At 73.8% G+C, this 14,313-nt stretch carries 16 protein-coding genes; 10 read left to right on the plus strand and 6 right to left on the minus strand.

The genetic code is table 11. The features are described 5' to 3' along the window. Window positions 1-49: 49 nt before the first annotated feature. Both O7607_RS04665 and O7607_RS04670 read left to right on the plus strand, forming a co-directional pair. On the plus strand, window positions 50-982 hold the full coding sequence (locus O7607_RS04665; protein ID WP_269701219.1) for a pseudouridine-5'-phosphate glycosidase: 933 nt from the start codon (window positions 50-52) through the stop codon (window positions 980-982). Continuing rightward, a complete protein-coding gene (locus O7607_RS04670; RefSeq protein ID WP_269701220.1) occupies window positions 979-1,875 on the plus strand; it encodes a carbohydrate kinase family protein in 897 nt (298 codons plus the stop codon). The genes O7607_RS04665 and O7607_RS04670 overlap by 4 nt, the downstream gene beginning before the upstream one ends. Window positions 1,876-1,914: 39 nt before the next feature. On the opposite strand, the gene O7607_RS04675 is transcribed toward O7607_RS04670, so the two are convergent. Continuing rightward, window positions 1,915-2,271, minus strand: a complete 357-nt coding sequence (locus O7607_RS04675) for a DUF3099 domain-containing protein (protein ID WP_013284780.1) — start codon at window positions 2,269-2,271, stop codon at window positions 1,915-1,917. A gap of 105 nt (window positions 2,272-2,376) precedes the next feature. On the opposite strand from O7607_RS04675, the gene O7607_RS04680 reads away from it, so the two are divergent. Together O7607_RS04680 and O7607_RS04685 are read left to right on the plus strand one after the other, a co-directional pair. Beyond that, complete coding sequence (locus tag O7607_RS04680) at window positions 2,377-2,688, plus strand: hypothetical protein (RefSeq protein ID WP_269701221.1); 312 nt, start codon at window positions 2,377-2,379, stop codon at window positions 2,686-2,688. Further along, entirely contained in the window at window positions 2,678-2,989 is a 312-nt protein-coding gene (locus tag O7607_RS04685) for a hypothetical protein (protein WP_013284778.1), read from the plus strand. The genes O7607_RS04680 and O7607_RS04685 overlap by 11 nt, the downstream gene beginning before the upstream one ends. Window positions 2,990-2,993: 4 nt before the next feature. On the opposite strand, the gene O7607_RS04690 is transcribed toward O7607_RS04685, so the two are convergent. From O7607_RS04690 to O7607_RS04700, 3 genes are all read right to left on the minus strand, one after another. Then, window positions 2,994-4,226, minus strand: coding sequence for a low temperature requirement protein A (locus O7607_RS04690; RefSeq protein ID WP_269701222.1), 1,233 nt, complete (start codon window positions 4,224-4,226; stop codon window positions 2,994-2,996). Between the two features lie 72 nt (window positions 4,227-4,298). Next, window positions 4,299-4,883 carry an HhH-GPD-type base excision DNA repair protein gene (locus tag O7607_RS04695; protein ID WP_013284776.1) on the minus strand — a complete coding sequence of 195 codons (585 nt, stop codon included), beginning with the start codon at window positions 4,881-4,883 and terminating at the stop codon, window positions 4,299-4,301. A 118-nt stretch (window positions 4,884-5,001) separates the two neighbouring features. Further along, window positions 5,002-6,222 carry a S8 family peptidase gene (locus O7607_RS04700; RefSeq protein ID WP_269701223.1) on the minus strand — a complete coding sequence of 407 codons (1,221 nt, stop codon included), beginning with the start codon at window positions 6,220-6,222 and terminating at the stop codon, window positions 5,002-5,004. A 180-nt stretch (window positions 6,223-6,402) separates the two neighbouring features. Between O7607_RS04700 and O7607_RS04705 the strand changes: the two genes are divergently transcribed. Both O7607_RS04705 and dtd read left to right on the plus strand, forming a co-directional pair. Continuing rightward, on the plus strand, window positions 6,403-7,887 hold the full coding sequence (locus tag O7607_RS04705; protein WP_269701224.1) for a DUF7782 domain-containing protein: 1,485 nt from the start codon (window positions 6,403-6,405) through the stop codon (window positions 7,885-7,887). Further along, complete coding sequence (gene dtd, locus O7607_RS04710) at window positions 7,887-8,309, plus strand: D-aminoacyl-tRNA deacylase (protein ID WP_069089362.1); 423 nt, start codon at window positions 7,887-7,889, stop codon at window positions 8,307-8,309. Before O7607_RS04705 ends, dtd begins: the two co-directional genes overlap by 1 nt. A gap of 6 nt (window positions 8,310-8,315) precedes the next feature. On the opposite strand, the gene O7607_RS04715 is transcribed toward dtd, so the two are convergent. After that, complete coding sequence (locus O7607_RS04715; RefSeq protein WP_269706895.1) at window positions 8,316-9,104, minus strand: sporulation protein; 789 nt, start codon at window positions 9,102-9,104, stop codon at window positions 8,316-8,318. Between the two features lie 220 nt (window positions 9,105-9,324). Here O7607_RS04715 and sigB point away from each other — a divergent pair, with 220 nt between their 5' ends. The 4 genes from sigB to O7607_RS04735 all read left to right on the plus strand — a co-directional run bounded on the left by sigB (window position 9,325) and on the right by O7607_RS04735 (window position 11,648). Next, window positions 9,325-10,311, plus strand: a complete 987-nt coding sequence (sigB, locus tag O7607_RS04720; RefSeq protein WP_043325701.1) for an RNA polymerase sigma factor SigB — start codon at window positions 9,325-9,327, stop codon at window positions 10,309-10,311. A gap of 103 nt (window positions 10,312-10,414) precedes the next feature. Continuing rightward, window positions 10,415-10,756 carry an ArsR/SmtB family transcription factor gene (locus tag O7607_RS04725; RefSeq protein ID WP_269701225.1) on the plus strand — a complete coding sequence of 114 codons (342 nt, stop codon included), beginning with the start codon at window positions 10,415-10,417 and terminating at the stop codon, window positions 10,754-10,756. After that, window positions 10,753-11,244, plus strand: coding sequence for an SRPBCC family protein (locus O7607_RS04730; protein WP_269701226.1), 492 nt, complete (start codon window positions 10,753-10,755; stop codon window positions 11,242-11,244). Before O7607_RS04725 ends, O7607_RS04730 begins: the two co-directional genes overlap by 4 nt. Further along, window positions 11,241-11,648: a VOC family protein gene (locus tag O7607_RS04735; RefSeq protein ID WP_269701228.1), complete on the plus strand. Its 408-nt coding sequence runs from the start codon at window positions 11,241-11,243 to the stop codon at window positions 11,646-11,648. The genes O7607_RS04730 and O7607_RS04735 overlap by 4 nt, the downstream gene beginning before the upstream one ends. Window positions 11,649-11,751: 103 nt before the next feature. Here O7607_RS04735 and O7607_RS04740 read toward each other — a convergent pair whose 3' ends face one another. Then, window positions 11,752-14,307, minus strand: coding sequence for a bifunctional acetate--CoA ligase family protein/GNAT family N-acetyltransferase (locus O7607_RS04740; RefSeq protein WP_269701229.1), 2,556 nt, complete (start codon window positions 14,305-14,307; stop codon window positions 11,752-11,754). Between the last annotated feature and the right edge of the window lie 6 nt (window positions 14,308-14,313).

The raw sequence follows: 14,313 nt of genomic DNA on the forward strand, positions 1-14,313 counted from the left end.
CCCCGGTCCACCTGGGCCCCGGCCGGAAGCGGGCCGTACGGTAGCCGACGTGACCAACTTTCACATCAGTCTCGGTAGTGAGGTGGCCGACGCCCTGCGGGACGGCCGCCCGGTCGTCGCGTTGGAGAGCACGATCGTCTCGCACGGGCTGCCCCGCCCGGACAACCTGCGGGTGGCGCGCGAGATCGAGCAGGCGGTACGGGACGCGGGGGCGGTGCCGGCCACCATCGGCATGGTCGCCGGCGAGCTGCGGGTCGGGCTGGACGACGCCCAGCTCACCCGGCTCGCCACCGTCGACGGCGTGAGCAAGCTCTCGGTCCGCGACCTGGCCCCGGCGGCGGCCACCGGAGCGGACGGCGCCACCACCGTGGCGGCCACGAGCGCGGTCGCGGCGGCGGCCGGGATCGGCGTGTTCGCCACCGGTGGGCTCGGCGGCGTGCACCGGGAGGCGGCGCAGACGTTCGACGAGTCGGCCGACCTGGTCACGCTGGCCCGGACGCCGATCGCCGTGGTCTGCGCCGGGGTGAAGTCGATCCTCGACGTGGGCGCCACGCTGGAGCGGCTGGAGACGCTCGGGGTGGGCGTGGTCGGCTACCGCACCCGCCGCTTCCCCGGCTTCTACCTCACCGACGCGGGCTTCGACCTCGACTGGTCGGTCGAGTCGCCGGAGCAGGTGGCGGACGTGCTGGCCGCCCGCGCGGCGCACGGCGTGCACCACGGCGGCCTGGTGGTGGCCAACCCGCTGCCCGCCGACGAGCAGCTCGACCCGGCGCTGCACGACCGCACACTCGCCGAAGGGCTGGCCGCGCTGGCCCGGGAGGGGATCACCGGCAAGGCGGTCACCCCGTTCCTGCTGTCGCACTTCCACTCCGCCACCGAGGGCGCCAGCCTGGCGGTGAACGTCCGGATCATCCTGCGCAACGCCGACCTCGCGGCCCGGATCGCGGTCGCCGCAGCGACCCGCTCCACCGCCACCGCATGAGCGCCACGCCGCGGATAGTCGTCGTCGGCGACGTGATCACCGACGTGCTCGCGGTGCTGTCCGGGCCGCTCGCCACCGGCTCGGACACGGCGGCCGGGATCCGGTTCAGCGGCGGCGGCCAGGCGGCGAACACCGCGGCCTGGCTCGCCGGGCAGGGCGCCGCGGTGACGCTGGTCGCCGCCGTCGGCGACGACGAGACCGGCCGGGAGCGGGTGGCCGAGCTGACCCGGATCGGCGTGGACTGCGCGGTGGAGCGGCACGAGGGCTACCCGACCGGCACCGTCATCGTGCTCGTCCACGACGGGGAGCGCACGATGGTCAGCCAGCGGGGCGCGAACCTGCGGCTGACCGCCGGGCACGTGGAGGCGGCGCTGGCCGCCGCGCCCGACGCCGGGCATCTGCACCTGTCCGCGTACACCCTGTTGGACGTCGGGTCGCGCGGCGCCGGCCTGCGCGCGCTGGCCACGGCCCGCGAGCGCGGGCTGACCGTCAGCGTCGACGCGGCGTCCGCGGCGCCGCTGCGGCGCGTCGGCGGTGCGTTCCTGACCTGGGTACGCGACGTCGACCTGCTGCTGGTCAACACGGACGAGGCGACGGTGCTGGCCGGCGGGCTGGACCCGGCGGCGCAGGCGCGGGCGCTGACAGCGGTGGCGCACCGGGTGGTGGTCAAGCAGGGCGCCGCGGGCGCGGTCTGGGTGGAGCGCGGCGGCGTGGTGGAGTTCGCGCCCGCGCCCGGCGTGGACGTGGTGGACGTGACCGGGGCCGGGGACGCGTTCGCGGCCGGGCTGCTCACCGCGTGGCTGGACGGTGCCGACCCGCGGGCCGCGCTGGCCCGCGCCGGTGACCTGGGCGCGCTGGCCGTGACGACTGTGGGCGCCCGCCCGGCTCCCTGACGGCGGCGACCGGTCCGGGTGGTGCTCCGCCCGGGCCGGTCAGGGCTCGGCGTCGATGATCTTGTGGGGGTTCTCCTCGGCGGTGAGGGCGGTGGGCGCGGGCTCCTCGCGGCGCCGGTTCTGGAACCGGTTCGCCAGCCGGTGCTCCTCCTTGGGCGGCCGGTCGTTCGCCAGCAACACGGCGAGCCAGGGCACGAGCACCATGCCGAGCGCGCAGAGCGGCAGCCAGAGCCAGAGCAGCGGGGCCTTCGCGCCGACCAGGATCGCGCCGGCCACCAGACACGCGACCCGGATGGCCATCATCAGCACGTACCGCTTCTGCCGGCTGTTGAGCTGGTCGTCCTGGCTGCGCGGGGCGTCGGTGATCAGTATCGGCTGGTACGCCTGACGCTTCACCACGGACCTCCTACGAGGGGATAGGGCCATCCTGTCACTCCGGACGGATGATCGGCGAAAATCGTGACAGGCGGGTGCGTGTTACGCGCGTGGTACGCTTCGACCGTGGCCAACCGGTTCAGCTTCACCGACGAGGCGCTGGCGAACCTGCGGGTCTACGACGTCACACCCGGGGAAGTCTGGGAGGCCCTGCACAGCAGGCACCGGGTCATCCGGCATCTCGGCGACGACGTGATGGTGGTCTACGCCACCGAGCACCGCGGCCGGCGACTCGCCGTGCTGCTGGCCGAGGCCGAGGGCACCGACAACGACTGGGACATCCTCTCCGCCCGCGAACTGAGCGACGTCGAGGCCAAGCGCTACGACGAGGCGGTGCGGACCTCACGCCGACGAGGAGGCGGTCACGATGCACCGTGACGAGGCGACCAAGCGGTTCCACGCCGGAGGCGACGCGTTCGCCGACCTGATCGACGACACGTCACCGGCGCAGCTGCCCACCCCCGACACCGACGTGCCGATGGTCAGCCGGTCGGTCCGGCTCCCGCTGGAGACGTACGAGCGGGTCCGTGCCGCCGCCGACGCGCGCGGCATCGGGGTGACCACGCTGATGCGGCAATGGATCGAGGCCGGCCTGGCCGACCTGGACGACTCGGCCACCGTGTCGCTGGCCGACGTACGCCGCGCGCTGGCGTCACTGTCCCGCCCGACCGCCGCCTGACGGCTCACGCCTCGGGGCCGAACTCACCGGCCATCTCGCGGCCGATCGGCGAGGCGGAGGACTCCGGCGGCCGGTGCCAGGCGCGGCGGGCGTCGGCCAACGCGACGAGCGCCAGCACGACTGCGACCGCGCCGAGCGCGAACATCGCCGGCACGGCCGCCAGCGCGGGCAGGAGCAGCACCAGCACCAGCAGCCCGGCCAGCCGGGGGCGGGACACCCGGCCGAAGATCTCGTACTCGAACCGGGACCGGGCAGCCAGGAACAGCGCCGGGCCGCCCACCACGAAGACCAGCCAGTTCGGCTGGGCCGTGTCGTACGGGTGGGTGATGACCAGTTCGTAGCCGACCGCGGCACTGAGCACGCCGAGCACCATGAACAGGTGGGTCTGCGCCGCCGACTCGGCCAGCCGCCCCGGCGTGCCGGCCATCCGCAGCGCCTCCGCCAGCAGGTGACCGGCTCGGTGGAAATAGATGCGCCAGAGCAACGCGGTGATCGCGAACGAGATCGCGAACGAGACGGCGGCCTCGCCGGAGAACCCCTTTCCGCTGTACGTCACGCCGATCACCAGGATCGACTCGCCGAGCGCGATGAGGAAGATCTGCTGGTAGCGCTCGGCGAGGTGTTCCCCGGTCACGCGCCACTGCCGGATGCGCGACGCCCCGATCCTCGGCAGCGGCCAGCCCAGGAGCGTGCCGAGGTGGTCCACCGCCAGCGCGACCACCCACAGCGCCAGGCGTGGACCGGGCATCAGCGCGCCGGCGATCCAGAGCGGGGCGCTGGCCCCCGCCCAGGCGGCCAGCCGCAGCGGGACCAGGCGCCGGGGGTGCCGGCGCAACGCCATCGCGATCAGCAGCGGCCGGCCGACCATCACCACCACGTACGCGAGCGCGAACGGCAGCGCCCGCTCCTCCAGCGCGCGGGGCAGCGTCACGCCCAGCACCAGGCTGCCGAACATGGTGCCGACCACCACGGCCTGGATGACGACGCGCTCCGGCTCGTACCGGCTGGTGACCCAGGTGGTGATCGTCCAGACCTGCCACAGCACCATGAACAGCAGCAGGGTCTTGCCCACGCCGGCGGCCACCGCGCCGGGCGAGCCGTCGATGCCGTTGATCAGGCGCTGCGAGACCCGGGTCAGCGCGAACACGAAGACCAGGTCGAAGAAGAGCTCCAGGAAGGTGGCCCGGCCGGGACTGGACGCGGTACGCAGCAGCGCCCCGCCCCGCTGCTCGGTCATCGCCAGTCCCCCGTCCCCGTCCTGGCAACAAACGACAGGGGCGGCGCGCCGGTTGCGGCGGCGCTCGGCGGATCAGCCCTTCGCGGCCTTCGCCTCCGCCTTCATCCGCTGCTTGAACTCGCGGACACGGCGCAGCGACTCCGGATCGGTCACGTCCGCCACCGACCGGTGGGCGTCCGCGTCGCCGTAGTCACCCGCCGCCTCGCGCCAGCCGTCCGGGGTGATCCCGAACCGCTTGCCGAGCAGCGCGACGAAGATCTGCGCCTTCTGCCGGCCGAACCCGGGCAGCTCACCCACCCGGCGCAGCAGTTCCCGGCCGTCGGTCACGTCGGACCAGAGCCGGGCCGGATCGCCGTCGTAGCGCTCGACGAGCGCCCGGCACACCTCCTGCACGCGGGCCGCCATCGCCTTGGGGAACCGGTGCAGCGCGGGCGGCCGGGCGAAGATCTCCACCAGCGCGTCCGGGTCGTACCCGGCCAGTTCCGCGGCGTCCGGCTCGTGGCCGAGGCGCTGTGCCAGCACGTACGGGGAGGAGAACGCCTTCTCCATCGGCACCTGCTGGTCCAGCACCATCCCGAGGAGCAGGGCCAGCGGGCTGCGCGCCAGCAGTTCGTTCGCCTGCGGGTCGATGGGCAGTGACAGCGTCATGGGGACCATAGTGCCGCCCCACCCGCCCGGTACGGGCGCCGACTCCCCGACGACGTGACGCGGCCCGGCGGACCCCTGGGAGGTCCACCGGGCCGCGGCCCACGGAGTGGTCAGGTCACCCGTGTCGTCAGTTGACGACGAAGAGCAGCCGGTTCGGCGAGCCCGAGCCCGGGCTGGTCACCTTGCCGGTGGTGGCGTTGCTGGTCAGGTAGCTGGCCACCTGGGCCGGGGTGTAGGAGGTGTTCGCGGACAGCACGAGCGCCGCCGCGCCGGCCACATGCGGGGACGCCATCGACGTGCCGCTGATCGTGTTGGTCGAGGTGTCGCTGGTGCGCCACGCCGAGGTGATCGACGAGCCCGGAGCGAAGATGTCCACGCAGGAGCCGTAGTTGGAGTAGGAGGCACGGGCGTCGGTGCTGGTGGTGGCGCCCACCGTGATCGCCGCGCCGACCCGGGCCGGCGAGGAGTTGCACGCGTTGGCGCTGGAGTTGCCCGCCGCCAGCGCGTACGTGATGCCGGAGTTGATCGAGTTGGCCACCGCGTTGTCCAGCGTGCTGCTGGCGCCGCCGCCGAGACTCATGTTCGCCACGGCCGGCTTCACCGCGTTCGAGGTGACCCAGTTGACGCCGCTGATCACGCCGGCGGTGGTGCCGCTGCCGGAGCAGTTGAGCACCTTGACGGCCACCAGGCGCACGCCCTTGGCCACGCCGTACTTGGTGCCGCCGACGGTGCCGGCGACGTGCGTGCCGTGGCCGTTGCAGTCGGTGTTGTTGCTGTCGACCGTGTTGGTGCCCCAGGTGGCCCGGCCGCCGAAGTCGCTGTGCGTGGTGCGGATGCCCGTGTCGATGATGTAGGCGCGCACGTTGCTGGCGGTGTTCGGGTAGGTGAAGGTGCTGTTCAGCGGCAGGTTGCGCTGGTCGATCCGGTCCAGACCCCAGGTGGCCCCGGTCTGGGTGCCCTGGGTGGTCATGACGCGGTCCTGCTCGACGTACGCGACGGCCGGGTCGGCGGCGAGCCGGCGCGCCTGGGCGGGCGTCATCTTCGCGCTGTAGCCGGTGAGAGCGGAGCTCCACACCGTGCCGACGTTGCCGCCGTAGCGCTTGGCCAGGCCGGCGGCCCGGTCCGGCACGGCGGTACGGGCGGCGAGGGTGTTCGCGGTGCCGACCGCGTCGCCCTTGAGCACGACCACGTAGCTGCCGCTGACGGCGTCGGCGGCACCGGCGTACCGAATCTCCCCGGTGGGTGCGGCGAGAGCGGGCGTGGAGGCGGCGGCGGCGAAGGCCGCGGCGGCGGCCGTGACGGCGAGCGCACGCAGCGCGCGCCGCCGGGGAAGGGACACGTCGGGCATCGTCTGGCTCCCTACCGGGGCGGCCCGGTTTGTGTCCGGATCACCCCATCGACGGATGTTGGCAGGAATGCTAACCACGGATCGACGTACATGAAAGAGATAGTTGCCGATAGATGCGGTCGACGTTATGGATCGGCGGGTGCGCGTCACGCCGGAGGGCGCCCGGGGCAGGATGGGCACGTGGACCGTCACGACATGCTGCTCTCCCCCGCCGGGGTCGACGCGCTGCGCACCGCGCTGACGCTCGCCCGATTCACCGCCAACGGCATCGCCGAGCGCCTGGGCCCGCAGGCCACCGGCGCCGTGGCCCGCAACGACCATCGGGCCGCGCTGCGCGCCACCGAGGACCGGGACCGGCTGGCCACGCTGATCCGGGTGTTCATCTGCGACCAGACCGAGCCGGAGGCGGCGGTGGCCGCCGCGCTGGCCCCGCTCGCACTGGACGAGGCGCTGGCCGGGGGCATCGTGGAGCGGTACGGCGACGGCCTGCGCGCCGGAGTGGACCTGGAGCCGTACGGGGACGAGTGGTGGGTGCTCGCCGACGTGCCGGCCGCCGCGCGGCCCGGCCGCCCGCTGCACGCCGAGCACGTGCTGGGCATCGGCGGCGCCACCCAGACGCTGATCTCGGCCGCCGTGCGGCCGACCGTGGACACCGCGCTCGACCTGGGCACCGGCTCCGGCGTCCAGGCACTGCACCTGGGTACGCACGCCCGCCGGGTCACCGCCACCGACGTCTCCGAGCGGGCGCTGCGGTTCGCCGCCACCACCGCCGCGCTCAACGGGCAGGACTGGGAGCTGCTGCGCGGGGACATGGTCGCCCCGGTGGCCGGGCGCCGCTTCGACCTGGTGGTCAGCAACCCCCCGTTCGTGGTCGGCCCGGGCACCACCACCCACGTCTACCGGGACTCCGGGCGGGTCGGCGACGCGATCGGCGCGGAGCTGGCCGCCGCCGCGCCGGACCTGCTCACCGAGGGCGGCACCATGCAGTACCTGGCGAACTGGGTGCACGTCACCGGCGAGGACTGGGCCGAGCGGGTCACCGGCTGGTTCGCCGGCACCGGCCTGGACGCCTGGGTGATCCAGCGCGAGGTGGCCGACCCGATGGCGTACGTGAACCTCTGGCTCACCGACGTGGGCGAGAGCGCCGACCCGCAGCGGATGGCGGCCTGGCTGGACTGGTTCGACGCGCACAAGGTGGAGGCGATCGGCTTCGGCATCGTCTCGCTGCGCCGCTCCGGCCACGACCAGCCGGTCGTGCGGGTGGAGGACCTGCGCCAGCGGGTCGAGCCACCGCTGGGCGACCGGATCGGCGAGTGGTTCGCCCGGCAGGACTGGCTGCGCGCCCGGGACACCGAGGGCCTGCTGGCCGCCCGCTACCGCGCCGCCGACGGGCTCCAGCTGCGGCAGGAGGCCACCATGGGCGAGGACGGCTGGGCCGTCGACCGGCAGGTCCTGGCCATGCCACGCGGGCTGCGCTGGTCCGAGGAGATCGACCCGCTGGTGCTCGCCCTGGTCGGCGGCGCCGACGGCCGGCTGCCGCTGCGCGACCAGCTCGCCCTGCTCGCCGCCGCGCACGACGTGGCGCCGGACGAACTGGCCGAGGCGGCCGGGCCGATCGTGGCGCACCTGGTCGAGCGCGGCATCGTCGAGCCGGTGACCGACTGATGCGCGCGGTGGTGCAGACCGTCGGCCGGGCCCGTGTGACGGTCGACGACGAGGTGACCGGAGAGATCACCGACGGACTGCTGGTGCTGCTCGGCGTCACCCACACCGACACCCCGCAGGTGGCCGCCACGATGGCCCGCAAGCTGCACGAGCTGCGCATCCTCGACGACGAGCGCAGCGCCGCCGACGTCGGGGCGCCGCTGCTGGTGGTCAGCCAGTTCACGCTCTACGGCGACGCGCGCAAGGGCCGGCGGCCGAGCTGGACCGCCGCGGCGCCCGCCGAGGTGGCCGAACCCCTGGTGGACGCCGTGGTCGAGCAGTTGCGCGCCCGGGGCGCGAAGGTGGAGACCGGCCGGTTCCGCGCCCACATGCTCGTGGAGAGCGTCAACGTCGGTCCCCGTACCCTCGTGCTCGACCTCTGAGGAGGATCAGAAGAACAGCCCGCGGCGGGACAGCGACTGGCGCAGCCAGCCGTCGAGCTGGGCGGCCCAGTCGGTGCGGTCCGCCGTGGCGTGGTCCACCGTGAACCGGCCGAAGGCGTCCCGGCCCTCGGTGAACAGGCCACCTCGCTTGTCCAGCTCCAGCACCACGTGCACCTGGCGCGGATCGGTCACGAAGGTGACCTCCAGCTGGTTCATCGCGCCCGCGTACTGCGGCGCCGGGTAGAACTCGATCTCCTGGTAGAAGGGCAGCTGCTGGTGCAGGCCGTAGATGTGTCCACGCTCGACGTCGGCGCGGGCGAAGCGGAAGCCCAGCCGTAGCAGGGCCTCCAGCAGCCGCTCGTGGGCGGGCAGCGGGTGCACCGACACGGCGTCCATGTCGCCCTTGTCCACCGCCCGGGCCACCTCCAGCTCGGTACGCAGACCCATCGTCATGCCGTGCAGGTGCTGGCCGTACAGGTCGGTGAGCGGGGTCTCCCAGGGCACCTGGTAGCGGAACGGCACGTCGTGGCGCTGCCCCGGCTCCAGCCGGAACGGGCCGGTCATCTGGGCCCGGCCGAACTCCTGGTTGACGTCGTACTCGGTGTCGGAGCTCTCCACCTCGACCCGCGTGACCAGGCCGAGTGCGACGTAGCTCACGTCCACCGGGTGGTCGCCGCCGACCACCTGGATCCGGCCCTCCAGGACGCCGCCCGGGCGACAGTTCGGGTTGGCCAGCACCGTCTCCACCGACGGTCCGCCCACACCCATCGCCTGCATGAGCCGCTTGAAGACCACCACGTTCTCCGATCGTCAGTTTCGGGTCCGGCCCCGACGGCCGGTCGCTGGCACGGTAACCGCGCCGGGCAAGCGAAGGCCGGATTCCACACCGGATTCCTGTCGGTTCCCCGATCGCCTCACTCCCGTCTCACGCCCCGACCGCCAAGCTGTTTGTCATCGGCCAGCACCGCCTGGGCGGCACGGACCGGTAGGCACGTCGGACACGGGGAGAACAGAGATGACCCAGCAGATGATCGAGCACCAGGACATGGACGTCACCCTCACGGACCTCGACGCCACCGACGAGCGCGGCGTCTCCACCGACCTGGTCCGGGCGTACCTGAACGGCATCGGCCGCACCAAGCTGCTCACCGCGGCGCAGGAGGTCGAGCTGAGCAAGCGGATCGAGGCCGGCCTCTTCGCCGAGGAGAAGCTGGCCACCTGCACCCCCGTCTCCGCCGAGCTGCGCGCGGACCTGGCGCTGATCGCGGCCGAGGGCCGCGCCGCCAAGGACCACCTGCTGGAGGCCAACCTGCGGCTGGTGGTGAGCATCGCCAAGCGCTACACCGGCCGCGGCATGGCCTTCCTCGACCTCATCCAGGAAGGCAACCTCGGCCTCATCCGCGCCGTCGAGAAGTTCGACTACACCAAGGGCTACAAGTTCTCCACCTACGCCACCTGGTGGATCCGCCAGGCCATCACCCGCGCCATGGCCGACCAGGCCCGCACCATCCGCATCCCGGTGCACATGGTCGAGCAGGTGAACCGGATGGTGCGGGTACGCCGCGAGCTGTCGGTGTCGCTGGGCCGCGAGCCCACCGTGAGCGAGGTGGCGGTGGCGCTGGAGATCCCCGAGTTCCAGGTGATCGAACTGATCTCCTACGACCGGGAGCCGGTCAGCCTGGACCAGGCCGTCGGCGAGGACGGCGAGAGCGCGCTCGGCGACTTCGTCGCCGCCGTCGACCCGCGTACCGAACCGGGTGACGCCGCCACCAACGGCGAGCTGCGCAACGAGGTCCGGATCGTGCTGGCCACGCTGTCCCAGCGGGAGCAGGCGGTGATCCGGCTGCGCTTCGGCCTGGACGACGGCCGGCAGCGCACGCTGGACGAGGTCGGCCGCGAGTTCGGACTGTCCCGGGAGCGGATCCGGCAGATCGAGAAGGTCACGCTGCTGAAGCTGCGCGACCCGGAGCGGGCGAACCGCCTGGAGGCGTACGCCTGCTGATCCACCCCTGCCCCGACAGGCCCCGGCGGTTCGCCGGGGCCTGTCGTGCTTGACCCGGGCGCTCGCACCGTATAGAACCGAATGGTTACACAACCAGGAGGTTATGAAAGTGCCCCCGGATCTGCTCGACGCCACCTTCGCCGCGCTCGCCGACCCCACCCGGCGGGCCATCCTCGCCCGGCTGGCCGCCGGGGAGGCGACTGTCACCGAGCTGGCCGAGCCGTTCGCGATGAGCCAGCCGGCCGTCTCCAAGCACCTCAAGGTGCTCGAACGCGCCGGCCTGGTCACCCGGGGCCGGGACGCCCAGCGCCGCCCCTGCCGGCTCGACGCGCGGCCGCTGCGGGAGGCCGTCGCGTGGCTGGCGGACTACCGGGACTACTGGGCCGAGAGCTACGCGCGGCTGGACGAGGTGCTCGCCGAACTGACCGCCGAGGAGCAGCGGTGACCGGCCTGACCGTCAGCCTGCCCGGCGACCGGGAGATCCGGCTCAGCCGCGACTTCGCCGCTCCCCGCCACCTCGTGTTCGCCGCCTTCACCCGCCCCGAACTGCTGATGCGCTGGTGGGGCGCCCGGGGCTGGCACCTCGTCGAGTGCGAGGTGGACCTGCGGGTGGACGGGCGCTGGCGGTTCGTCTCCCGAGGGCCGGACGGCGACCTGATGGGTCAGGGCGGCACGTACCGGGAGGTCGACCCGCCCTCGCGACTGGTCTGCACCGAACTCTTCGACGACCAGTCCTATCCGGGCGAGACGCTCGTCCGCCACGACTTCACCGGCCCGGCGGACCGGACGACAGTCGTCACCCACCTGCGGTACGCCACCGCGCAGGGCCGCGACACCGTCCTGCGCTATCCGATGACCCGCGGCCTGGGCGAGGCGTTCGACCGGCTCGCGGCAGTGCTGCACACCGATTCGACGACAGGAGCGACAACATGAACTGGACGCTGGAAGTGGTGGTCGTACCGGTCTCCGACGTGGAGCGGGCCAAGGAGTTCTACACGCAGCGGCTCGGCTTCGTCCTCGACCACGACACCGATCTGGGTGGCGCGGGGCGGATCGTCCAACTCACACCCCCGGGCTCCGGCTGCTCGATCGTCCTCGGCCGGGGCGTCGTACCGGAGATGCCGCCGGGCTCGCTCAAGGGCGTGCAACTGGTCGTACCGGACCTGGAACGGGCGCACGCCGAACTGGTCGAGCGGGGCGTCGAGGTGAGCGAGATCCAGGTGCTGGGCCAGAACCCGCGTCCGGTGCCGCATCCGCTGGACAACGTCGGCTTCGTCTTCTTCCGCGACCCGGACGGCAACGAGTGGTCGGTGCAGCAGATCTCCGCTCGCGGTTGAGCGGTGCGGCGGGCGGCCGTCGCGCGGGCGGGCGGCCGTCGCGGGCGGGTGCTGTTAAGAGGGGGCCCTTTCTCTACCGCAGGCGTTAAGAAGGGGCCCTTCCTTACAACCGCCGGGGGCCGGTGTCGGGGCGGGCGGCCTCGGCGCCGGTGCGCACGGTGGCGTGCAGCACCGAGATGCCGTCCGGCCGGGCCAGCACCGGATTCAGCGTCAGCGACCGCACCCGGGGCTGCTCGTCGGCCAGCCGGCCGACCCGCACCAGCAGGTCGACCAGGGCCGCCCGGTCCACCGGCGCGGCGCCCCGGTGCCCGCGCAGCAGCGGCGCCGCCCGGGGCTCGTCGACCAGTTCGGCGGCGTCCCGGTCGGTCAGCGGAACCGCACGCCAGGCCCGGTCGCCCAGCAGCTCGGTCGCCACGCCGCCCAACCCGAACCCGACCACCGGCCCGAACGCCGGATCCTCCACCAGCTCCACCACGCACGCCACGCCGGGCGCGACCATCGGCTGCACCAGGACCTCCGCGCCGAACATCGGGGCCATCTCGGCGTACGCGCGGCGCAGCGCGGCGGCGTCGGCCAGGTCGAGGCGTACCGCGCCGAGGTCGAGACGGTGCCGCAGCCCGGGGGCTGCGGCCTTGAGCGCCACCGGCCAGCCGAGCCGCTCCCCCACCGCCGCCGCTTCCTCGGCCGAGCGGGCCGGCACCGAGTCCACCACGTCGATCCCGTACGCGCGCAGCAACGCCGCCGCGTCTGCCCCGTCCGGACGCAGCGCGGCGTGCCCGGCCGCCCGGTCCACATCGGCCAGTTCCGGCAGCACACCGGCGGGCCGGCGCAGCCAGTCCGCGTACGCGGTGACCCGGCCCAGCGCGCGTACCGCCTCCTCCACGCTCGGGTACGCGGGCACCCCGGCCGGCACCAGCCCGGCCAGGAACGTCGCGACCACCGGCTTACCGGTGACCCGCGCGTCGGGCAGCGCCGCCGCGAAGTCGGCCACCGGGTCGGCGAGCTGGCCCGGCAGCGGCGGCGCGAACACCGCCACCACGGCGTCCACCCGCTCGTCGGCCACCGCCTCACCGAGCGCGGCGGCGTACGCGGCGGCCCCGGCGCTCGGCCCGACGTCCCGCGGGTAGCCGTCGGCGACGGCGAGTCCCTGGGCGGCGCAGGCGGTGGCGGCCAGCCCGGTCAGCGCCGACGAGTTGCCCACCACCGCGACCCGCCGCCCGGCCGGCAGCGGCTGGTGGGCCAGCAGCACGCCCACGTCGAGCAGCTCGGAGACGGTGTCCACCCGGATCACCCCGGACTGGGCGAACAGCGCGCTCACCGCCGCCGCGTCCAGCGCGGGCGCCTCCCCCACGCCCGGCGGCCGGGCCAGCGAGGCGAGCGCCACCACCGGCTTGCTGCGGCCGATGCGCCGGGCCAGCCGGGCGAACTTGCGCGGGTTGCCGAACGTCTCCAGGTAGAGCGTGATGACGTCGGTGGCCGGGTCGTCCTGCCAGTACTGGAGCAGGTCGTTGCCGGACACGTCGGCCCGGTTGCCGGCCGAGACGAAGCTGGACAGGCCGAGCCCGCGCCGGGACGCCTCGGCCAGCAGCGCCACCCCGAACGCGCCGGACTGGCTGAACACGCCGACCCGGCCCGCGGCGGGCAGCACCGGGGCGAGCGTGGCGTTGAGGCGTACCGCCGGGTCGGTGTTGGCGACGCCGAGGCAGTTCGGGCCGACCACCCGCATGCCGGCCAGGTGCGCGGCGCGGACCAGCGCGCGCTGCGCCGCCGCGCCGGCCGGGCCGGACTCGGCGAACCCGGCCGAGATCACCACCAGCCCGTGCGCGCCCGCGCGTGCCGCGTCGCGGACCACGTCGGTCACCGCGTCCGGCGGGACCGCCACCACGGCCAGGTCGATGTCCTGGCCCGCGTCGGCGGCCGACGGGTACGCGGGCAGCCCCGCCACCGTCGCCGCGCTCGGGTGCACCGGCACGATCGCCCCGGCGAAGCCGCCGTCGCGGAGGTGCCCGAGCAGCGCCGCGCCGACGCCCTGGCCGGTGGTGCTGGCGCCGTAGACGGCGATGCCGCGTGGCGCGAGCAACCGGGCGATCGAGCGGGCCTCGGTGCGGTGCTCCCGGCCGCGCTGCACCTCCAGGGTCGCCTCGGTGGGCGCGATCGGAAAGCTCAGGTGCACCACGCCGTCGGCGTACTGGCGCTGGACCTGGTAGCCGAAGTCGGCGAAGACCCGCAGCATCGTCCCGTTGGCCGGGAGCACCTCGGCGACGAAGTGCACGATGCCGTGGCGCCCGGCCGCGTCGGCCAGATGTTCCAGCAGCACCGAGCCGATGCCCCGGCCCTGGTAGGCGTCCTCGACCACGAACGCCACCTCGGCCTCCGGCGAGGCGGGGCCGAGCCGCTCGTACCGGCCGACGGCGACGATCCGCTCGCCGGCGAGCACCACGAACGCCTCCCGGTCGCGGTGGTCGACGTTGACGAAACGCTTCAGGTCGCGTTCCGGGATGCGCGGGTACGGCGAGAAGTAGCGCAGGTATCGGGTGCGCTCCGAGAAGCGGCCGTGCATGGCCACGATCTCGGGTGCGTCCTCCGGTCGGATCGGTCGCAGCTGGACGGTCGTGCCGTCGCTGAGCAGCACGTCCACCGGTTGTTCGACGGTGGTCACCGGTCG

The sequence above is a fragment of the Micromonospora sp. WMMA1949 genome, assembly GCF_027460145.1.
Taxonomy (GTDB): Bacteria; Actinomycetota; Actinomycetes; order Mycobacteriales; family Micromonosporaceae; genus Micromonospora.